Source organism: Variovorax sp. AC103, from assembly GCF_979254005.1.
Genome location: NZ_CEEDFC010000005.1, coordinates 52,984 through 72,687, shown reverse-complemented (window position 1 = coordinate 72,687; position 19,704 = coordinate 52,984). Strand labels below are relative to the sequence as shown.

General features: G+C 69.1%; 16 protein-coding genes. 5 read left to right on the top strand and 11 right to left on the bottom strand.

Going from position 1 to position 19,704, the window contains the following annotated elements; genetic code table 11:
• Positions 1-57: 57 nt before the first annotated feature.
• The gene (locus tag AC0IYU_RS08970) at positions 58-858 is read left to right on the top strand and encodes an IclR family transcriptional regulator (protein ID WP_472115426.1); all 801 of its coding nucleotides are present in this window, start codon (positions 58-60) and stop codon (positions 856-858) included.
• A gap of 34 nt (positions 859-892) precedes the next feature.
• Here the strand turns inward: AC0IYU_RS08970 and AC0IYU_RS08965 are convergent, their stop codons facing one another.
• Together AC0IYU_RS08965 and AC0IYU_RS08960 are read right to left on the bottom strand one after the other, a co-directional pair.
• Positions 893-1,336: a hypothetical protein gene (locus AC0IYU_RS08965; RefSeq protein WP_472115423.1), complete on the bottom strand. Its 444-nt coding sequence runs from the start codon at positions 1,334-1,336 to the stop codon at positions 893-895.
• Positions 1,337-1,486: 150 nt separating this feature from the next.
• The gene (locus AC0IYU_RS08960) at positions 1,487-1,813 is read right to left on the bottom strand and encodes a hypothetical protein (RefSeq protein ID WP_472115420.1); all 327 of its coding nucleotides are present in this window, start codon (positions 1,811-1,813) and stop codon (positions 1,487-1,489) included.
• 172 nt (positions 1,814-1,985) lie between these two features.
• On the opposite strand from AC0IYU_RS08960, the gene AC0IYU_RS08955 reads away from it, so the two are divergent.
• Entirely contained in the window at positions 1,986-3,197 is a 1,212-nt protein-coding gene (locus tag AC0IYU_RS08955) for a DUF2252 domain-containing protein (RefSeq protein WP_472115417.1), read from the top strand.
• A 36-nt stretch (positions 3,198-3,233) separates the two neighbouring features.
• On the opposite strand, the gene AC0IYU_RS08950 is transcribed toward AC0IYU_RS08955, so the two are convergent.
• From AC0IYU_RS08950 to AC0IYU_RS08915, 8 genes are all read right to left on the bottom strand, one after another.
• Positions 3,234-4,031, bottom strand: coding sequence for a sulfite exporter TauE/SafE family protein (locus AC0IYU_RS08950; RefSeq protein ID WP_472115414.1), 798 nt, complete (start codon positions 4,029-4,031; stop codon positions 3,234-3,236).
• Positions 4,028-5,545, bottom strand: a complete 1,518-nt coding sequence (locus tag AC0IYU_RS08945; protein ID WP_472115411.1) for an AMP-binding protein — start codon at positions 5,543-5,545, stop codon at positions 4,028-4,030. Before AC0IYU_RS08945 ends, AC0IYU_RS08950 begins: the two co-directional genes overlap by 4 nt.
• Before the next feature lie 2 nt (positions 5,546-5,547).
• Positions 5,548-6,981: an acylating sulfoacetaldehyde dehydrogenase gene (gene sauS, locus AC0IYU_RS08940; protein ID WP_472115407.1), complete on the bottom strand. Its 1,434-nt coding sequence runs from the start codon at positions 6,979-6,981 to the stop codon at positions 5,548-5,550.
• An 18-nt stretch (positions 6,982-6,999) separates the two neighbouring features.
• The gene (locus AC0IYU_RS08935) at positions 7,000-7,998 is read right to left on the bottom strand and encodes a tripartite tricarboxylate transporter substrate binding protein (RefSeq protein ID WP_472115404.1); all 999 of its coding nucleotides are present in this window, start codon (positions 7,996-7,998) and stop codon (positions 7,000-7,002) included.
• Positions 7,995-8,798, bottom strand: coding sequence for an IclR family transcriptional regulator (locus tag AC0IYU_RS08930; RefSeq protein ID WP_472115401.1), 804 nt, complete (start codon positions 8,796-8,798; stop codon positions 7,995-7,997). Before AC0IYU_RS08930 ends, AC0IYU_RS08935 begins: the two co-directional genes overlap by 4 nt.
• Before the next feature lie 113 nt (positions 8,799-8,911).
• On the bottom strand, positions 8,912-10,651 hold the full coding sequence (locus AC0IYU_RS08925; RefSeq protein WP_472115398.1) for a cobaltochelatase CobT-related protein: 1,740 nt from the start codon (positions 10,649-10,651) through the stop codon (positions 8,912-8,914).
• On the bottom strand, positions 10,648-11,649 hold the full coding sequence (locus AC0IYU_RS08920) for an AAA family ATPase (RefSeq protein ID WP_472115394.1): 1,002 nt from the start codon (positions 11,647-11,649) through the stop codon (positions 10,648-10,650). The genes AC0IYU_RS08925 and AC0IYU_RS08920 overlap by 4 nt, the downstream gene beginning before the upstream one ends.
• Positions 11,650-11,680: 31 nt before the next feature.
• Positions 11,681-12,529: an IclR family transcriptional regulator gene (locus AC0IYU_RS08915; protein ID WP_472115391.1), complete on the bottom strand. Its 849-nt coding sequence runs from the start codon at positions 12,527-12,529 to the stop codon at positions 11,681-11,683.
• Between the two features lie 160 nt (positions 12,530-12,689).
• Between AC0IYU_RS08915 and xsc the strand changes: the two genes are divergently transcribed.
• Both xsc and AC0IYU_RS08905 read left to right on the top strand, forming a co-directional pair.
• Positions 12,690-14,522: a sulfoacetaldehyde acetyltransferase gene (xsc, locus tag AC0IYU_RS08910; protein ID WP_472115389.1), complete on the top strand. Its 1,833-nt coding sequence runs from the start codon at positions 12,690-12,692 to the stop codon at positions 14,520-14,522.
• A 4-nt stretch (positions 14,523-14,526) separates the two neighbouring features.
• Complete coding sequence (locus AC0IYU_RS08905) at positions 14,527-15,729, top strand: acetate/propionate family kinase (protein ID WP_472115386.1); 1,203 nt, start codon at positions 14,527-14,529, stop codon at positions 15,727-15,729.
• A gap of 4 nt (positions 15,730-15,733) precedes the next feature.
• On the opposite strand, the gene AC0IYU_RS08900 is transcribed toward AC0IYU_RS08905, so the two are convergent.
• On the bottom strand, positions 15,734-16,666 hold the full coding sequence (locus tag AC0IYU_RS08900) for a LysR family transcriptional regulator (RefSeq protein ID WP_472115383.1): 933 nt from the start codon (positions 16,664-16,666) through the stop codon (positions 15,734-15,736).
• Positions 16,667-16,748: 82 nt separating this feature from the next.
• On the opposite strand from AC0IYU_RS08900, the gene AC0IYU_RS08895 reads away from it, so the two are divergent.
• Positions 16,749-19,694: a molybdopterin oxidoreductase family protein gene (locus tag AC0IYU_RS08895; protein ID WP_472115380.1), complete on the top strand. Its 2,946-nt coding sequence runs from the start codon at positions 16,749-16,751 to the stop codon at positions 19,692-19,694.
• Positions 19,695-19,704: the final 10 nt, after the last annotated feature.

Sequence of the window (19,704 nt, the reverse complement as noted above, 5' to 3'; positions counted from 1 at the left end):
CGCATCCTAGGCCAATGATTTTCGGAACGCAATGTTCCACTTTTAAGGTTTACCCGCATGCCCCGTCCCGCGAGAGCCGCTGCCGCCGTGATGTCCCCCGTGGAGCCGGAGCCCGGTTCCGGTTCTTCCGCCGAGCGCAGCCTGCGCCTGCTGGCGTTGCTGGCCAACGAAGGCCGCGCCCTCACGCTGGCCGAACTGGCCGCGCAACTCGGCCTGCCCAAGGGCACCGCGCACCGCATCTGCACACAGCTTCTGGCCACCGGCTTCCTGGCGCGCGACGTAGACGAGCGCTCCTTCAGCGTCGGCCCGGCGCTGCGCAAGCTGGCCTTCGACACGCTCAACCACGGCGTGGTGCGCGGCCTGCGGCACGAGGTGCTGTCGGAACTGGTGCGCGAGGTGGGAGAAACCTGCAACCTCACCACGCTCGACGGCGCAGGGGTGCTCTACCTCGACCGCGTCGAGGCGCAATGGCCGCTGCGCCTCACGCTGGACGTGGGCTCGCACGTGCCGTTGCACTGCACGGCCAGCGGCAAGCTGTTCCTGGCGCTGATGCCGAAGAAAGAGCGCGACGCGCTCGTCGACCGCCTGCCGCTGGAGCGCATGACAGCCAACACGATGACGACGGCCGATGCGTTGCGCGCCGAATGCGAGGCCATCGCGAAGGGCGGCTACGCGTGCGACCGCGAGGAGTTCATTGCCGGGCTGGTGGCGGTGGCCGTTCCCGTGCGGGACGCCGAAGGCGCGGTGCGCGCCGCGCTGGCGGTGCATGCGCCGACGGCGCGCATGTCGATGGCCGACGCCTTGACGCGCATCGATGCATTGAAGACCGCCGCGGGCAAGATGAGCACGCTGCTCTGAGCAGCCGCGCCGCGCCGGCTGCCCGCGAAGGCGGCTACTTCACCAGGCGGCACTGCGTGAGCTTGGGCGAAGGCACCATGGCGGTGGCCAGGAAGCCTTCGTTGAGGCAGTCGAACACGATGCTCGACGATGGCTGGAACGGGGTCAGCTTCTGGTCCTTGAACTTCGGCTTCAGGGCCTCCTGGTCGCTCACTGCGAACTGCGTGTCGAACTGCGCGCCGTCGTCGGCCACCGCGCCGAAATAGGTGGTGTCCGCGCTGCTGCCCATGCGCATCACGCGGCCGCTGAATGCCAGGCGCTTCTGCGTGTACTTTGCCGCCGCCTCCTTGGGGTTGGCCTTGTACGCCTCGACGAGCTTGCCGTAGCTCAGCACGGGCGCGGCGTTGTCGGCCTGCGCGTTGCCGTGCCACAGGGAGGCCGCAACGATCAACGGGAGCGCGGGAAGAAAGGCAGCGAGCCTGCCGGTGTTTTTCTGCATGTGATTCACCCTGAATTTTTTGGATACGGCGCTGCCGTGCGCCGCATTTTTCGCGTGGCGGGCAGCGCCCTCATGCCTTGATGGCCGGGCGAATATACAGGGTGAATGCGGGGCGAAAAGACGTCGCTTCGCCCCAGTAGAAGCTTCCCTTTACGGGGCTGACGTCGGGTGGCTTGCCGCGGCCCTCAGGCCTTCGGAACGTCGAGCGCGAGCTGCGGGAGACATGGCCGGGGTGGCATGCGCGGATCGCGTCGCAGAAGCAGGCTCGCAGGCTTGAACGGATGCGCCAAGGGCGCCCCACAGGCTGGCAAAACGAACGTCGGCTTCCTTGCGCAACCGGGCGATCTGTTCGATGCGGTGGTCCGGCGGCGCGAAGCGCCCGCCTTGCGTTCGCTGGTGGAGCGCATGAATGGCAGAGTAGGCGGCCGTCTCTGCGGCGATCCAGGCGGCCAGATCAGGGTTGCGTTCTTCGGGCATGGTTTCTTGGGGCGGCGTAACGGTAAGGATGGGGCAATCTAGGGCGTCCCCGCGCCGCAACTTGTAGGCTTGCGCCGTCAAGCCGGGCCGGACGGGCCGTACCCGGCACCGTCGTGGCCCACAATCCCCCAACCACGCACTGCGCGCCGTGCGCGTGCGACGCAAGGAGCCCATGCCGAAAGTCGTCGACGCCATCCGCAACTTCAACGCAGGCCGCGACCCCGAGCGCTTGGCGATGAAGTACGCCAACCTGCGCAGCAACGCCTTCGTGTTCCTGCGGGGCACCTGCCATCTCTTCTACGACCGCCTGCCGAACGATGCGCTCTTCGCCAAGGCGCCGGCGGGCTGGCTCTGCGGCGACGCGCACCTGGAGAACTTCGGCAGCTACAAGGGCGACAACCGGCTCGTGTACTTCGACCTCAACGACTTCGACGAGGCTGCGCTGGCGCCCGTCACCTGGGAGCTGGTGCGCTTCCTGTCGAGCATCCTGGTGGCGGGCGACAGCCTGTGCGCGGCCGGCGACGCCGATGCCTTGTGCAAGACCTTCCTCGATGCCTATGCGGCCGCGCTGGTGCCCGGCAAGGCCCGCTGGGTGGAGCGCGACACCGCGGACGGGCTGATCGGGCAACTGCTGGACACCCTCAAGGCGCGCACGCGGCCGGCCTTTCTCGACCGGCGCACCGACAGGAAGGGGCGCGGCCGTGTCATTCGCTGCGACGGCGAGCACGCGCTGAGCGTGAGCGACGACGCGCGTGCGAAGGCAACGGCGCTCATCGACGCCTTCGCGGCCTCGCAGGACAAGCCCGGCTTCTTCAAGGTGCTCGACGTGGCGCGGCGCATCGCGGGCACCGGCAGCCTGGGGGTCGAGCGCTACATCGTGCTGGTCGAAGGCAAGGGCTCGCCCGACGGCAACTACCTGCTCGACCTGAAGCAGGCGCTGCCGTCTTCGCTGGCGCCGCACCTCGCGCTGAAGCAGCCCGCGTGGCCGTCGCAGGCACACCGCGTGGTGGGACTGCAGCAGCGCATGCAGGCGGCATCGATGGCATTCCTGCACCCCATCGTGGGGGCCAAGGCTACGTCTGCTTCGTATGTGCTGCGCGGCCTGCAGCCGAGCGAAGACCGGGTGAGCCTCGATGCCCGCCGCAACAGCCTTGCGCAGATTCGCGGCGTGATTGGCGAGATGGGGCAGCTCGTGGCGTGGGCGCAGCTGCGCAGCGCGGGCCGGCAGGGATCGGCCGTTGCCGACGCGCTGGTCGATTTCGGGGGCTCGGCCAAGTCGTGGCGCAAGGACCTGCTCGGGGCCGCCCACGAATGCGCCGCACAGGTCGAGAAAGACTGGAAGACCTACAGCGCGGCTTTCGATGCGGGGGCAATGGCCCCCTGAGCGGACCGGCGCTCGGCTCGGGGCCGGCGCAGGGGCTCAAGCCCACCCGATGGCCAGCGCGCGCACCACGCTGAACGTCGCCAGCGCGATCAGCAGGTTCAGCACATGCCGCCTGAACTGCGCCGGCGACACACCCTTGAACGAGCGCTGCCCGTACCAGATGCCCGCGAGCATTGCCGGTGCGAGCCACAGCGCCCACTTGAGCGTGTCCGGCCCGATGAGGTTGCCGGAGGCATGCGCCGGCGAGGGCATGAGCGCCGCGCAAACCAGCGACACCACGTCGCTGAACAGCAGCAGCGCAATGAGCGTGGCGCGCAATGCCGCGGGCGCCATCTTCGCGGTGCTCAGCAGCACCGCGATCGCAATGCCGCCGATGGCCGCCACGCCGTTGATGAACCCCGACGCCAGGCCCGCGGCCAGCCGCACGCCGCGCGTTGGCACCAGCGTGAGGTGCGCGCCCGCCCGCAGCAGCAGCGCGGCCGCCATCAGCAGCACACCGATCAGCAGGCGCAGCGGCGTCTCGGGCAGCCAGGCGAGCAGCGCCACGCCCAGCGGAATGCAGACCAAGTTGCCCAGCATCAGCCAGCTCAGCCACGGCATGTCGATGTCGCGCGCAATGCCGCGCAGCTGGCTCAGGCTCGCAAGAATCTCCAGCATGAAGATTGCGGGCACCACCAGCGCGGGCGACACCACCAGCGACATGCCGGCCACCGTGATGGCCGAGAAGCCGAAGCCCGCGAAGCCGCGCACGATGCCGGCCGCGAATACCACGCACAGGCTGTAGGCCAGCGTGGCCGGGGCCAGTGGCGGCACCAGCAGTTCGGCCGTCGTCATGCCTCGAACAGCGGCAGCAGCTTCAGGCGCTGCACCTTTCCGGAAGGCCCGCGCGGCAGGTCGCGCACGAAGCGGTAGTGGCCGGGCGCCTTGTAGCGGCCGAGCGCGGCGGCGCTGAACTCGCGCAGCTCTTCCTCGGTGCAGGCGCAGCCTTCGCGCAGCACGATGCACACGCCGATCTCCTGGCCGTAGTGGCGGTCGGGCACACCCACGGCGGCGGCTTCGCGCACGGCGGGGTGGCGCAGCAGCGCCTCGTCGATCTCGCGCGGCGCGATGTTCTCGCCGCCCTTGATGATCAGTTCCTTGATGCGGCCGGTGACGAAGAAAAAACCGTCCGCGTCGCGGTGGCCCAGGTCGCCGGTGCGCAGCCAGCCGTCGGGCGTGAAGGCAGCGCGGGTGGCTGGCTCGTTCTTGTAGTAGCCCAGCATCACCTGGGGCCCGCGGATCACGAGCTCGCCGGTCACGCCGTCGGGCACGGCCGCCAGCTTCGCGTCGACCACGCCGGCCATGCAGCCCGAGGCGCGGCCCACCGAGCCGAGCTTGCGCGCGGCCGGGTCCATCGGGTTCGAGAAAGAGGGCGCGGCCGTTTCGGTGAGCCCCATGGTTTCGACGATGCCGATGCCGAACATCTGCTCGAAGGCGCGATGGTGCTCGGGCGGCAGCGCGGCCGAGGCCGAGCGGCAGAAGCGGATGCCCAGCGTCTGCGCCAGCGGCGGCTTCGCACCTTCGAGCAGGTACGAGATCATGGTGGGCACCACGTTGATCCAGCTGCACTGCGCGCGCGTGGCCTGCGCCCAGAAGCGGCCGGCCGAGAACCTCGGCGGCATCGCCAGGCTGCCGCCGTGCGCCAGCGGCGCGAGCATGGTCACCGCAAAGGCGTTGATGTGATACAGCGGCAGCACCGCGAGCACCCGGTCCGACGGCTGCAGCGCGTGCTCGGCGCTGATGGCGTGCGCATTGGCCGCGAGGTTGCGCTGCGTGAGCATCACGCCCTTTGGCATGCCGGTGGTGCCCGAGGTGTACATCAGCAACGCGACGGCGTCGGGAGAAGGCGGCGACGCCGCCTGCGCCATTTCTTCTTCGTCCGGCAAGGCATTGCCTTCGGGGTCGGCCACGATCACCTTCACCGGCCGGCCGAAGCCGTGCACGATCTCGCGCACGCGCGCTTCCCATTCGGGCGCGACGCAGACCACGCGGCAGTCGGAATGCGCGAGCACGTAGCGCATCTGCTCGGGCTGCGACAGCAGGTTGACGGGGTTCACGCAGAAGCCGCCGTGCATCGCACCCAGCAGCACCCGCAGCGTCTGCAGGCCGTTGGGCATGACGACCGAGACGGTGTCTCCCGCCTGCATGCCATGCCCCTCCAGCACCGCGGCAACGCGGCGGCACGCGCGCGCGAGCTCACCGTAGCCGAGATGCCGCTCCGACTCGGTGGCGCGCGCATACACCGCGTGCGGCTGGCGAAGCGCCTGCTGCTCGATCAGCGCATGAACGGTGAGGGCCGGCGCCGCCATGCTCAGTCGGCGCCGTGCGCGGCGAAGAACGCGCCGAAGATCTGCTCCTCGGTCGGCACCACCTCCGGAATCGACCGCGACACGCGCGTGATGTTCAGGTAGTGGCGGTAGTTCATGTTGTCCGAGAAGTTGTTCTTGCCCCAGGTGCCGCAGCCCATCGACAGCGAGAACGGCAGGCCGTTGTCGAAGCTGCCGCCGGTGGCGATGCAGTGCGCCTGGTCGACGATCACGCGAGCCACCGGCAGCGTGAGCCCGAGCGTGAGCGCGCGTTCGGGCACCGCGCTGTGCAGGCCCACCGAGTGGCCGGCGCCTTCGTAGGCGTAGATGCGCGCGACGGTCGCCATGGCGTGCGCGAAGTCGGGCGCGGCGTACACCGCGAGCACCGGGCTGAGCTTCTCGCCGGAGAACGGATGGTCGTGGCCCACGCCGTCTTCGGCCACCATGAGGATGCGCGGGTCGGCCTCGGCAATGGCCTGCCACGCCGCGCGGTTGGCCCCGTCGAGCGCCGCCGCGCGTTCGGCGATGGCGCGTGCCGACTGGCCGATGACGGCGGGCGAGAGTTTTCCTTCCGGCCACATCAGTGCCTGCAGCGTGGCTTTCTGCGGGGCGGCGAGCATCACTGCGCCCCGGTCCTTCAGCGCGGCGAGCATCTGCGCGCGCACCGCATCGACGATGACCAGGCTGTTCTCCGACGAGCAGCTGGTCGCGTTGTCGAAGGTCTTGGAGCGCACGATGCGGTCTGCCGCGGCCGCCACGTCGGCCGTTTCGTCGACGATGCCGGCCACGTTGCCCGCGCCCACGCCGAAGGCCGGGGTGCCGCTCGCATAGGCCGCGCGCACGTTGGCTTGCGAGCCGGTGGCCACCACCAGGTCGCACAGCCGCATCAGCTCGGCGGTCGATTGCTTGTTGACAGGCGAGGGCAGCAACTGCACCAGGTCGCGCGGCGCGCCGATGCGGTCGAACTGCGCGTGGATGAACCCGATGAGCCGCGCCGCCGTCGACCAGCCCTTCGGCGAAGGCGCCACGATGACCGCGTTGCGCCCTTTGAGCGCGTTGATGATCTTGTTGGCCGGCGTGGCGCCGGGGTTGGTCGAAGGCGTGATGGCGCAGACCACGCCCACGGGCCGCGCGATCTCGACGATGCCGCGTGCCGGGTATTCTGCAATCACGCCGACCGAGCGCGCCCCGTGCAGGTCGCGCAGCAAGCCGAAGGTCTTGCGGTGGTTCTTGCGCACCTTGTCCTCGACGTTGCCCACGCCGGTGTCGGCCACGGCCAGCTCGGCCAGTTCGCGGTTGCGCGCCGGCTCGACGATGGCCCAGCCGGCCGCGACCACGGCGGTGTCGACCTGCGCCTGCGACCAGGTTTCGTAGATGCGCTGTGCGGCGCGCGCGCGCGCCACGAGTTCGGCGATGGGGGAGGGATTCGAATGTTCCATGGCGTCTGTCCGTGTCGGTCAATCGACTTTGATGCTGGCCTCTTTCGCCAGCTTTTGCCAGCGCACGAGTTCGGTGGTGACGACCTTGCCCAGCTGTTCGGGCGTGCCGCCGACGCCTTCGCTGCCCTGGGCCAGCAGCTTGTCGCGGATGTCGGGTTCCTTCACCACGGTGTTGATCACGCGGTTGAGCTTGTCGATGGCGGGTTGCGGCGTCTTCGCGGGCACGAACACGGCGTACCAGGAGTCGACGTCGAAGTCGGCAATGCCGGCCTCCTGCATGGTGGGCACGTCGGGGAAGGCCGCGCTGCGCCGGGTGGTCGACACCGCGAGCGCCTTCAGCTTGCCGGCCTTCACGAACTGCGCCGCGGCGGGAATGGACACCCACAGCAGCGGCACCTGCCCGCCCATCACGTCGGTCACTGCGGGGCCGCCGCCGCGGTAGGGAATGTGCGTCATCTGCGTGCCGGTGCGCAGCTTCAGCAGCTCGCCGGCCAGGTGCCCGGGCGAGCCGTTGCCGACCGAGGCGAAGGAAATGCTGTCGGGCTTGGCCTTGGCCATGGCCACCAGCTCGGCCACCGTGCCGGCCGGAAACTGCATGTTGGCCACCAGGATCTGCGGCAGCGAAGCGACCATGGCGACCGGTGCGAAGTCTTTCGCGGTGTCGAAGCCCAGCTTGTTGTAGATGGCCGGGTTGATGGTGTGCGACGACAGCGTGAACAGCACCGTGTAGCCGTCGGGCGCCGACTTGGCGACCAGCTCGGTGCCGATGGAGCCGGCCGCGCCGCCGCGGTTGTCGATGAGCACCGGCTGGCCCAGCAGCGTCTGGAAGCGCTCCTGCACGATGCGCGCGATGACGTCGGTGCCGCCACCGGGCGGGTAGGGCACCACCAGGCGGATCGGTTTGGTGGGGTAGTCGGCGCCGGTGTCGGCGTGCGAAGAATGGGGCGTCAGCAGCGCCGGGATCGCGGCCGCCGCCCACAGCAGGGGGCGCAGGCGGGAGGTGAAGAACAGCGTCATTCGAGTCTCCTTTTCTTCGGGGTGTCAGCCACGGGGCCTGCCGCCGCACGCGCGCGGTAGCCCAGCGTGACGCTGGCGTCGCGCGCGCAGGCCGTGAGGCGCCCGGCCAGCAGGCGCGCCTGCGTGCGTGCGAAGCGGATCGACGGCACGCTCATGCCCACGGCCGCGATCGCTTCGCCGCGTGCGTTGAACACCGGCGCCCCGAGGCCGCATACGCCCAGGCGCCATTCCTCGCGGTTCTCCGCATAGCCGCGTGTGCGTGTGCGCGCCAGTTCCAGAAGAAGGGCATCGACGTCGGTGATGCTGTTCCCGGTGTGTGCCACCAGCGCCCCGAGGCGTTGCCGCAGCGCGGCGGCATCGAGCGACGCGGCCGCCAGCAGCGCCTTGCCCGAGGCCACGCAGTACGCCGGGGCCCGGCCGCCGACGCGTGAGTACGCGGCCACGGGCAGGGGGCTGTCGAACTTGTCGAGGTAGACGATGTCGGCGCCGTCGAGCACGGCCAGGTGGATGGTCTCGCCCGTGGCCTGCGCCAGCGCGGCCAGGTGCGGTCGAAGCAGGGCCCCCACATCGGCGGCCTCGCCGACCAATGCGCCCAGTTCGAAGAGCTTGAGGCTGGGACCGTAGGCGCTGGTGCCGGGGTCTTGCACGGCCCAGCCGCATTCGACGAGTGTCTGCAACGTGCGGTGCGCGTTGCTGCGCGCCATGCCGAAGGCCTGGGCCAGGTCTGTGACGCGGCAGTCGCGCTGCTGGCGCGCCATCCATTCGAGGGCGGCCAGGCCCTTGGCAAGCGTGGAGTCCATGGATTTGTCTCCGGCGTTCCAAATGTTGGAACAGCGTTCTTGGATTTGAAACGCACTGTAGGAATGTCGGTGGCGCTTTGTCAACCAGGGACCTGGATGCAGTGCCAAACGCTTCAGCGCCGGTGTCGCCCGGCCATGAGGTCGATCACTTCGCGAAAGATCGTGTTGCCGCTGGAGGCCGCGAGGTCGAGCACATGGCTGCGGCTGTAGTACGGGCTCAGGTCGAGGCCCACGCCGATGCCGGCAATGGCGATGTCGCCGCGCTGCTCCTGGCGCGCCACCACGTCGCGCAGGTGGTGGTCGAGGTAGTGCGCGTCGTTGGCCAGGTGGGTGGCGCTGTCCATCGGGGAGCCGTCTGAAATGACCAGCAGCAGCTTGCGCGACTCGCTGCGCGCGCGCAGCCGCGTGCAGGCCCAGTCGAGCGCCTCGCCGTCGATGCCTTCGCGGAACAGGTCGGGCTTGAGCAAGGCGGCCATGGCCGGGCGTGCGCGGCGCCAGGGCGTGGCCGCGGCCTTGAAGACGAGGTGGCTGCGTTCGTTCAGGCGCCCGGGGTGGGGCGGGCGGCCCGCGCGCACCCACTCGCGTTGCGGGCGTCCGCCGTTCCACGCGCCGGTGGTGAAGCCCAGCACCTCGCTGGTCACGCCGGCCTGTTCGAGTGCGCGCGCGAACACGTCGACCATCATCGCCACCGACTCGGCGTGCTCCTTCATCGAGCCCGAGCAGTCGATGAGAAAAGTGACCATGCAATCGGCCACCGGCTCCATGCGCTCCGTGCGGAACAGGCGCCGCTCGGTGGGCGAGGCGACGAGCTGTGCGAGCCGGCGCCCGTCGATCAGGCCTTCTTCCTGCCCGCCGCTCCAGCCGTCGCGCTCGGGCTCGGCCAGCAGGGTGCGCAGTTCGCGCGCGAGGCGGGCGATGTTCACGCCCTGCGCGGCAATGCGGCGGTCGAGCCTGTCGCGGTGCTCGGCCAGCACGTCCTTGCGCGCGAGCGTGGCGGCGTCCTGCTCGCGGTCGTAGGCACTGGTGAACACGCGGTAGCTGCCGCCCGCCTCGTCGAGCACCGTGCTGCGGCCCGACTCCGCGGTGGTGAAGCGCTCGATGATCTCCCGGTCCATGTCCGTGACCAGGCTGAACACGCTGCGCTTGTCGTCCACATGCGGGTCGCGCGCGGCTGCGCTTTCTTCGCCGGCCTCGTGCAGCATCGCGGCGACGGTGCGTGCGATGGCCAGCGCGTGCACCGCATAGGCGGCCTGGTCGGTGCGGTCGCGGCGAAGGCCTGCCAGCGCATGGCCAATCAGCGGCGCAAGCGCGAAGCGGGTGGCTTCGAGCATGTCTTCGGTTGCCTCCACCACCTGCTGGCCGCTGACGCGGGCGCGGCAGATCTGTGCCACGGCATACAGCAACAGGCCGCGCGCGGTGTCGGTCAGCCCCGAGTGATGGAAGGCCAGCGACCACTGTTCATGCCGGTGGCGCAGGTTGCGGCGCATGCCGGCCATGACCTCGGGCGCCATCGCCTCGGCGCGGAACTGCTCGAGCATCTCGAACAGCATGCGCTCGACGGGTTCTTCGGGCCGCAGGCTGTCGTGCAGCGCCGCGTTCGATTCGGTGAGCCGCAGCGCCAGGCCGTCGGCCACGCCGCGGAACGATGCGAAGTCGTCGGTGTCTGGCGACGGATGCAGGTGCGGTGCGAACCACGGGAGCGCCACGCGTCCCCGATGCAGCCGCCGACCGCGAAAGTGCAGGTCGCGCTCGCCGCTGAAGGCGCGCACCACGCCCGCGCACAGCTCGGCCACCAGCTCTTCCTGCCGCACCTTGCGCTGCATCGCGCTGGCCGATGCAGGCGCTTGGCTCATTCGCGCGCGCCCGCCGACAGCTGGTGCGACTCCTGCAGTTCGCGGTCGAAGCAGCGCTGGAAATACTCGGCGACCAGGGGCCGTTCGGCGTCGTCGCACTTGTTGACGAAAGACAGGCGAAACGCCAGCGCCGGGTCCTTGAAGATCTCGACGTTCTCGGCCCAGGTGATGACGGTGCGCGGCGACATCAGCGTCGACAGGTCGCCCGCGGCAAAGCCCTTGCGGGTGAGGTCGGCCACCGCGACCATCGAGGCGACCAGCCGGGTGCCGGCCTCGTCGGCCAAAGACGGCACGCGCGCCTGCACGATCGCGATCTCTTCGGCGGCCGGCAGGTAGTTGAGCGAGGCGACGATGTTCCAGCGGTCGATCTGCGCATGGTTCAGGCGCTGCGCGCCGTGGTAAAGCCCGTTGAGGTTGCCCAGGCCCACCGTGTTGGCCGTGGCGAACAGGCGGAAGAACGCGTGCGGGCGCAGCACCCGGTTCTGGTCCATCAGCGTGAACTTGCCGTCGCGCTCCAGGATGCGCTGGATGACGAACATCACGTCGGGCCGGCCCGCGTCGTACTCGTCGAAGATCAGCGCCACGGGCCGCTGCAGCGCCCAGGGCACGATGCCCTCCTGGAACTGCGTGACCTGCTGGCCGTCGCGCAGCACCACCGCGTCCTTGCCGACGAGGTCGAGCCGGCTGATGTGGCCGTCGAGGTTCAGGCGCACGCAGGGCCAGTTCAGCCGCGCGGCCACCTGCTCGATGTGCGTCGACTTGCCGGTGCCGTGCAGCCCCTGCACCATCACGCGCCGGTCGCGCGTGAAGCCCGCGAGGATGGCGAGCGTCACGTCGGGGTTGAAGCGGTAGACCGCGTCGACCTCGGGCACGTGGTCTTCGAGGCCACCGAGTCCTTCGCGATGGCTGAAGGCGGGCACCTGCAGGTCGGTGTCGATGCCGAACACCTCGCGCACGCTGAGCATTCGGTCCGGTCGGAGGTCTGCGGTATCGGTCACGGGGGGCTTTCTGTGGATTCTGTGGAAGAGGTCAGGCCTGCGCGCGCTCGGCGGCCGCATCGGTGCCGATGCGGCTGAGCGCAAGCGCTGCGCGTTGCAGTGCGGGCAGCAGCGCCTTCGCCTTGGCGGCGTCGAGCCGCATCACCGGCGCCTGTACGGCAATGCACAGGTTGGAGGGCGCGTCGTCGCCGGACGGCACCCGCGTGGCGATGCACAGCAGGCCGGGCAGGAACTCTTCATGGTCGATGGCGTAGCCGTCCTTGCGCACGCGCTGCACTTCCTTTTCGAGCGCGTCGGGGTCGGTCAGGGTGCGGGGCGTGCAGGCTTCCAGCGGCGCGCTCTGGAGCAGGCGGCGGCGCTGCGCCGCGCCCATCTGCGAGAGAAAGATCTTGCCGCTGGCCGAGCAGTGCACCGGCACGCGCGAGCCCGGGTGCAGGTAGAAGCGCAGCGGCGCGGCGGTCTCCACGCGGTCGAGGTACACCACCTCGCTGCCCGACAGCGCCGTGAGGTTGCAGCTTTCGCCGATTTCTTCCACCAGTTGACGCAGCACCGTATGGCGCGCACCGTGCAGGCTGTCGTTGAGCAGCAGGTTCTCGGCCAGCCGCCGCAGCCGCGTGCCGATGCCGTAGTGGCGCCCGTCGCCTTCGCGCTGCAGCAGGCCCGCGCCTTCGAGCTGCTGCAGCATGCGGTGCAGCGTGGGCTTGGGCAGGCCGGTCTGCTCGACCAGGCCTTGCAGCGAATGGCGCTGGTCCTTGGCCGCCATGACTTCGAGCAGCGCGAACAGGCGCATGGTGGGCGAGTCGCCGTCCAGGCCGGCGGGTTCGGCGGCGTCGACGGTCTCCGACGGGAGCGCTTTGACGATCTTCATGGCGCGGATCATAGTCTTTTCACAAAAAAAGAGACGTGGCGTATCGAATTTTGTAAATTGTTTGACGAGATGCCAGTGGCGTCCTATATTCCGCCGAAACGAATTTCGGAACAAGCAGTTCCGACTTTCAAGTTTCAACCCGACCGCCCCATTCCACCAGGAGACGACTTCCATGAGCCAGAAGCAACCCGCCGCCCCTGTTCGAGCCTCGCGAGAAGCCGTCACAGGCGTGCAGAAGATGACCCCCTCCGAGGCCTTCGTCGAGACCATGGTCGCCAACGGCGTGACCGACATCTTCGGCATCATGGGCTCGGCCTTCATGGACGCGATGGACATCTTTGCGCCCGCCGGCATCCGCCTCGTGCCGGTGGTGCACGAGCAGGGCGGCGCGCACATGGCCGACGGCTATGCGCGCGTGTCGGGCCGCCACGGCGTGGTGATCGGGCAGAACGGCCCCGGCATCAGCAACTGCGTGACGGCCATCGCGGCGGCCTACTGGGCACACAGCCCGGTCGTGATGATCACGCCCGAGACCGGCACCATGGGCATGGGCCTGGGCGGCTTCCAGGAGGCCAACCAGCTGCCGATGTTCCAGGAGTTCACCAAGTACCAGGGCCATGTGAACAACCCCAAGCGCATGGCCGAGTACACGGCGCGCTGCTTCGACCGCGCCATCTCCGAGATGGGCCCGACGCAGCTCAACATTCCGCGCGACTACTTCTACGGCGAGCTCACCACCGAGATCCCGAAGCCGATGCGCGTGGAGCGCGGCGCGGGCGGGGAGAACAGCCTGAACGCGGCCGTCGAACTGCTGGCCTCGGCCAGGTTCCCGGTGATTCTTTCGGGCGGCGGTGTCGTGATGGGCGACGCCGTGGAAGAGTGCAAGGCGCTGGCCGAGCGCCTGGGCGCCCCGGTGGCCAACGGCTACCTGCGCAACGACTCGTTCCCCGCGAGCCATCCGCTGGCGGCCGGCCCGCTGGGCTACCAGGGCTCCAAGGCCGCGATGAAGCTCATCGCGCAGGCCGACGTGGTGCTGGCGCTCGGCTCGCGCATGGGCCCCTTCGGCACGCTGCCGCAGCACGGCATGGACTACTGGCCCAAGGACGCGAAGATCATCCAGGTCGAGGCCGACCACACCAACCTCGGGCTGGTGAAGAAGATCACCGTGGGCATCCACGGCGACGCCAAGGCCACCGCCAAGGAGCTGCTCAAGCGCCTGCAGGGCAAGACGCTGGCGTGCGACGCCACCAAGGCCGAGCGCGCGGAAAAAATCAAGGCCGAGAAGGCCGCCTGGGAAAAGGAACTCGACGAGTGGACCCACGAGCGCGACCAGTACAGCCTGGACGCCATCGAAGAGGCCAAGGGCGAGAAGACGCCCACCGGCGGCACCTACCTGCACCCGCGCCAGGTGCTGCGCGAGCTCGAGAAGGCCATGCCCCCGCGCGTGATGGTGTCCACCGACATCGGCAACATCAACGCCATTGCCAACAGCTACCTGCGCTTCGAGGAGCCGCGCAGCTTCTTCGCGCCGATGAGCTTCGGCAACTGCGGCTACTCGCTGCCCACCATGATCGGCGCCAAGTGCGCCGCGCCCGACCGCCCGGCCGTGGCCTATGCCGGCGACGGCGCCTGGGGCATGAGCATGTCGGAAATCATGACGGCCGTGCGCCATGACATTCCGGTGACGGCCGTGGTCTTCCACAACCGCCAGTGGGGCGCGGAGAAGAAGAACCAGGTCGACTTCTACAACCGCCGCTTCGTGGCCGGCGAGCTCGAAAGCGAAAGCTTCGCGGGCATCGCCAAGGCCATGGGCGCCGAAGGCATCGTGGTCGACAAGATCGAAGACGTGGGCCCGGCGCTGAAGAAGGCCATCGACATGCAGATGAACGAAGGCAAGACCTGCGTCATCGAGATCATGTGCACCCGCGAGCTGGGCGACCCGTTCCGCCGCGACGCGCTGTCCAAGCCGGTACGCTTCCTCGACAAGTACAAGGACTACGTCTGAACGCATGACCGATTCGCTGCTGACGCTGAACGCGGGCTCCTCGTCCATCAAGGTCGCATTGTTCGATGCGATGCAGCCGGGCAGCGACGGCGCGTTGCCGCCGGCACGCTGGTCGGGCCAGGCCGACGGCCTGGGCGCGGGCCTGAAGGCGCGGCTGCGCGTGCACGACGCGCAGGGGCAGCCGCTGCTCGACGAGGCGCTGGACGGCGCGCAGGCCTCGCACCAGGGCGCGCTGGCCGCCCTGCTCGAATGGCATGCGCACGAGGCCGGCAGCGGGCGCATCGCGGCGGTGGGGCACCGCATCGTGCACGGCGGCACGGACTTCGTGGCGCCGGTGCGCGTCGATGCGGCGTTGCTCGACGCATTGGCCGAACTCGAGCCGCTGGCGCCGCTGCACCAGCCGCACAACCTCGCGGGCGTGCGTGCGGCAATGAAGGCGTTCGAGGGCGTGCCGCAGGTGGCGTGCTTCGACACGGCCTTCCACGCGGTGCAGCCCGAGGTCAACCGGCGCTTCGCGTTGCCGCGTGCCCTGCATGACGCGGGCGTGCGGCGCTACGGCTTCCATGGGCTGTCGTACGAATCGATCGTTGCGCAGTTCACCGCCCTTGCGCCGGCGCTCGCGCAAAAGCGCGTGATCGTCGCGCACCTGGGCAACGGTGCGTCGATGTGCGGCATGGTGCAGGGCCGCTCGGTCGCGACGACGATGACGTTCTCGCCGCTCGACGGGCTGACCATGGGCACGCGCTGCGGCCACATCGATGCGGCCGTGGTGCTGTACCTGCTGCGCTCGCGCGGCATGACGGCCGACGAGGTCGAGACGCTGCTGTTCCGCGAGTCGGGGCTGCTCGGCCTGTCGGGCGTTTCCAGCGACATGCGTGCGCTGCATGCCTCCGCCGAGCCTGCCGCGGCCGCAGCCATCGACCATTTCGCCGAGCAGGTCGTGCAGCACATGGGAAGCCTCGCGGCCGCGCTGCGCGGTGTAGACGCCATCGTGTTCACCGGCGGCATCGGCGAGAACGACGCGCTATTGCGGGGCCGCATTCTTGAAGATTGCGAGTGGCTGGGCGTGAATGTCGACGGGGCTGCCAAGGACGGCGCCGCTGCCCTTCTCACCACAGCAGAAAGCCCTGTCAGCGCGTGGGTGCTGCGCACCGACGAAGAAGCGGTGATTGCCCGGCACACCGCGCGCGTGCTGCGCGCGGGCTGATCACTCAACGCGCCGTGGCCGCGCGCGGCACGCTGGCGCCGCAGTGGCGAAGAAAGTCCGCCGTCGCGCCCCCCAGCAGCTTGTCGCGGTGCATCACCGTGGCCAGCTTGCGCATGCCCGCGGGCAGGCGCGTGCGCAGCTCGACCAGGTGCCCGTCTTCCAGCGCCTGCGCCACCGTGTAGCGCGACAGGCAGGCCAGGGCGGTGCCCGAGGCCACCACCCGCTTGATGGCCTCGGTGCTCCCGAGCTCGAAGCCCACGATCACCTGTTCGAGGTTCTGGATCAGCCACGCGTCGGTCACCTGCCGCGTGCCCGAACCATGCTCCCGCAGCACCCAGGTCGCTTGCGACAGCTGCCTGTGCGTGGCCACGCGGCCCGCCAGCGCGTGGCCCGGCGCGGCCACGATCACCAGTTCGTCGCTGCGCCAGGCGCGTACCACCAGGTCGGGGTGCGTCTGCGGCCCTTCGATGAAGCCGACGTCGACGTCGAAGCCCGCCACGGCCTCGATCACGTCGCGCGTGTTGGCGATGTGCAGGTGCACCTGGCTCTGCGGATGCAGCGCCATCCACTGCGTCATGCGCTCGGGCAGCAGGTACTCGCCGATGGTGAAGCTCGCGGCCACGCGCAGCGGCGCCGCATGTTCGCCGCTGAACAGGGCCTGCACTTCACCGGCCTGGTCGAGCAGCCCCTGGGCCTTGGGCAGCAGGGCGCGGCCGTTCTCGTTGAGCACCAGCCGCCGGCCGATGCGGTCGAACAGCAGCACGCCGACCGACACCTCCAAGTCGGCCAGCGCGCTGCTGGCCGCCGACTGCGAACGCGCGATGCGGTCGGCCGCGGCGCGCGTGCTGCCACCGCGCGCGGTGGCCACGAACACCTCGAGCTGGCGCAGGTTCAGGCGCAGCCGCTGCGCGGGAAGTTGATCTGTTTTTCCGGTCATGGTGAAAGATATTCTGCGCTTTTCCGATTGATGACGGGCCCCTACGATCGGTCTTGCCACGCATGAAAACAAAGGACCGACCGTGTTCAAGTTCCTGTCTCGCGAGCCGGTGCACGACCCGCTGTCGGCACCCACCCCCACGGCCGAGACCACGGTCAAGACCACCACCTGCTACATGTGCGCGTGCCGCTGCGGCATCCGGGTGCACCTGCGCGACGGCGAGAAGGGGCCCGAGGTTCGCTACATCGACGGCAACCCGGACCATCCGCTGAACCAGGGCGTGATCTGCGCCAAGGGGTCGTCGGGCATCATGAAACAGGTGTCGCCCGCGCGCATCACGCAGCCGCTGTTGCGCAAGCCCGGCAGCGAGCGCGGGGCGGGGGAGTTCGAGCCCATCAGCTGGGACCGCGCCTTCGACATGCTGACCGAGCGGCTCGGCAGGATTCGAGCGACCGACCCGAAGAAGTTCGCGCTGTTCACGGGGCGCGACCAGATGCAGGCGCTCACGGGCCTGTTCGCGCGGCAGTTCGGCACGCCCAACTACGCGGCGCACGGCGGCTTCTGCTCGGTGAACATGGCCGCGGGAATGATCTACACCATCGGCGGCAGCTTCTGGGAGTTCGGCGGGCCGGACCTGGATCGGGCCAGGCTGTTCGTGATGATCGGTACGGCCGAAGACCACCACAGCAATCCGATGAAGATTGCCATCGCCAAGTTCAAGCGCGCGGGTGGGCGCTTCATCTCGATCAACCCGGTGCGCACCGGGTACTCGGCGATCGCGGACGAGTGGATTCCTATCAAGCCGGGCACCGACGGCGCGCTGTTCATGGCGCTGCTGCACGAGCTGATTGCAAGCGACCTGCTAGACCATGCGTTCCTGAAGCGCTTCACCAATGCGCCGCAGCTGGTGGTGCTCGACGACTGCGAGCGGCAGGGGCTGTTCGCTTTCGACCCCGACCCTGGGCGCGGCCCGCCCGGCGACGGGCGCAACCCGCACAACAAGCTGGTGTGGGACACGGCGAGCGGCAGCGTGAAGAACGCCTACCCCGAAGGCATTGCAGACGGCTGCGATCCGGCGCTGGAAGGCCACTACACACTGGCAGACGGCACGCGCGTGGCGCCGTCGTTCCAGCTGCTGCGCGAGCGCGTGGCCAGCTGCACGCCCGAGTGGGCGCAGGCCATTACCGGCATCGACGCGGCGCGCATTCGCCAGCTGGCGCGCGAGATGGGCGAGACGGCGCTCAAGCAAGCCTTCGAGCTGCCCATTCCATGGACCGACGCCTGGGGCAAGAAGCACCCGAGCACGCAGGCGCGGCCCGTGGCCTTTCATGCGATGCGCGGCCTGGCGGCGCACTCCAACGGCTTCCAGACGGTGCGTGCGCTCGCGGTGCTGATGAGCGTGCTCGGCACCATCGACGCGCCGGGCGGCTTCCGGCACAAGGCACCGTACCCGCGCCACATCGTGCCCAACTACCGGGCCTTCAACGACCCCGGCATGATCCAGCCGAACACGCCGCTCAATGCGGCGCCGTTGGGCTTTCCGGCCAGCCCCGACGAGCTGGCCATCAACCCCGACGGCTCGCCCATCCGCATCGACCATGCGTTTTCATGGGAGCACCCGCTGTCGGCGCACGGGCTCATGCACAACGTGATCACCAACGCGGCGAAGGGCGACCCATACCGCCTCGACACGCTGATGATCTTCATGGCCAACATGGCGTGGAACTCCAGCATGAACACCATGGGCGTGCGCGAGATGCTCAACCGCAAGGACGAGAAGGGCGAACACATGATCCCCTTCCTGGTGGTGTGCGATGCCTTCCAGAGCGAGACCGTGGCATTTGCCGACCTGGTGCTGCCCGACACGACGTACCTGGAGCGCCACGACGTGATGGGCATGCTCGACCGGCCGATCTCGGAGTTCGACGGGCCGGTCGATTCGGTGCGCGTGCCGGTGGTGCCGCCCACGGGAGAGTGCAAGCCTTTCCAGGAGGTGCTGATCGAGCTGGCCTCGCGGCTGAAGTTTCCGGCCTTCACCACGCCCGAGGGCGGGCGCAAGTACACGGGCTACCCGGACTTCGTCGTCAACTTCGAGCCGCAGCCGGGCATCGGCTTTTTGATGGGCTGGCGCGGCAAGGACGGCACCGAGCACCTGCGCGGCGCGCCGAACCCCAGGCAGTGGGAGGCCTACGCGCAGAGCAACTGCGTGTTCCAGTACCACATGCCCGAGACCATGCACTACATGCGCAACTGGAACCGGGAGTACCTGGACTTTGCGAAAGACAAGGGCTGGCGCCAGCGCAACGACCCGGTGCAGCTGGCGCTGTACTCCGACACGCTGCAGAGCTTTCGCCTTGCGGCGCAGGGCAAGAGCGCAGGAAGGCAGCCGCCCGATGCGCTGCGCGAGCGCATCGACACGTACTTCGATCCGCTGCCGTTCTGGTATCCGCCGCTGGAAGAAGCCGCGACCGATCTCGCCGCGTACCCGCTCAATGCGCTCACGCAAAGGCCGATGGCGATGTACCACTCGTGGGACTCGCAGAACGCGTGGCTGCGGCAGATCCACAGCCACAACTACCTGCATGTGAACCCGCTGACCGCGCAGGCCGCAGGCATTGCCGACGGCGGCTGGTGCTGGGTGGAAAGCCGCTGGGGCCAGGTGCGCTGCATGCTGCGCTACAGCGAGGCGGTGGAGCCGGGCACGGTGTGGACGTGGAACGCGATCGGCAAGGCCGATGGCGCGTGGCAGCTCGCACCCGGCTCGGACGAGGCGCGCAAGGGCTTCCTGCTGAACCACCTGATCAGCGAGGAGCTGCCTTGTGCGGGAACGGCGAGCGGGACCATCAGCAACTCGGACCCGATCACCGGGCAGGCCGGGTGGTACGACGTGCGGGTGCGCATACGGCCGGCGGAGCCGGGCGAGCCGGAAGAGAGCTTTCCGCAGATGGGGAGCATGCCGTCGGTGCCGGGGGTGCTGGGGAAGGCGGCGAGTGTGTTGACGTACTTTGCGGGGAGGGGGAAGAAATGATGCAGTGGTT

Coding starts and splice junctions, on each gene's coding strand:
- AC0IYU_RS08970 (WP_472115426.1), top strand. CDS start 58: ATGCCCCGTCCCGCGAGAGCCGCTGCCGCCGTGATGTCCCCCGTGGAG.
- AC0IYU_RS08965 (WP_472115423.1), bottom strand. CDS start 1,336: ATGCAGAAAAACACCGGCAGGCTCGCTGCCTTTCTTCCCGCGCTCCCG.
- AC0IYU_RS08960 (WP_472115420.1), bottom strand. CDS start 1,813: ATGCCCGAAGAACGCAACCCTGATCTGGCCGCCTGGATCGCCGCAGAG.
- AC0IYU_RS08955 (WP_472115417.1), top strand. CDS start 1,986: ATGCCGAAAGTCGTCGACGCCATCCGCAACTTCAACGCAGGCCGCGAC.
- AC0IYU_RS08950 (WP_472115414.1), bottom strand. CDS start 4,031: ATGACGACGGCCGAACTGCTGGTGCCGCCACTGGCCCCGGCCACGCTG.
- AC0IYU_RS08945 (WP_472115411.1), bottom strand. CDS start 5,545: ATGGCGGCGCCGGCCCTCACCGTTCATGCGCTGATCGAGCAGCAGGCG.
- sauS (WP_472115407.1), bottom strand. CDS start 6,981: ATGGAACATTCGAATCCCTCCCCCATCGCCGAACTCGTGGCGCGCGCG.
- AC0IYU_RS08935 (WP_472115404.1), bottom strand. CDS start 7,998: ATGACGCTGTTCTTCACCTCCCGCCTGCGCCCCCTGCTGTGGGCGGCG.
- AC0IYU_RS08930 (WP_472115401.1), bottom strand. CDS start 8,798: ATGGACTCCACGCTTGCCAAGGGCCTGGCCGCCCTCGAATGGATGGCG.
- AC0IYU_RS08925 (WP_472115398.1), bottom strand. CDS start 10,651: ATGAGCCAAGCGCCTGCATCGGCCAGCGCGATGCAGCGCAAGGTGCGG.
- AC0IYU_RS08915 (WP_472115391.1), bottom strand. CDS start 12,529: ATGATCCGCGCCATGAAGATCGTCAAAGCGCTCCCGTCGGAGACCGTC.
- xsc (WP_472115389.1), top strand. CDS start 12,690: ATGAGCCAGAAGCAACCCGCCGCCCCTGTTCGAGCCTCGCGAGAAGCC.
- AC0IYU_RS08905 (WP_472115386.1), top strand. CDS start 14,527: ATGACCGATTCGCTGCTGACGCTGAACGCGGGCTCCTCGTCCATCAAG.
- AC0IYU_RS08900 (WP_472115383.1), bottom strand. CDS start 16,666: ATGACCGGAAAAACAGATCAACTTCCCGCGCAGCGGCTGCGCCTGAAC.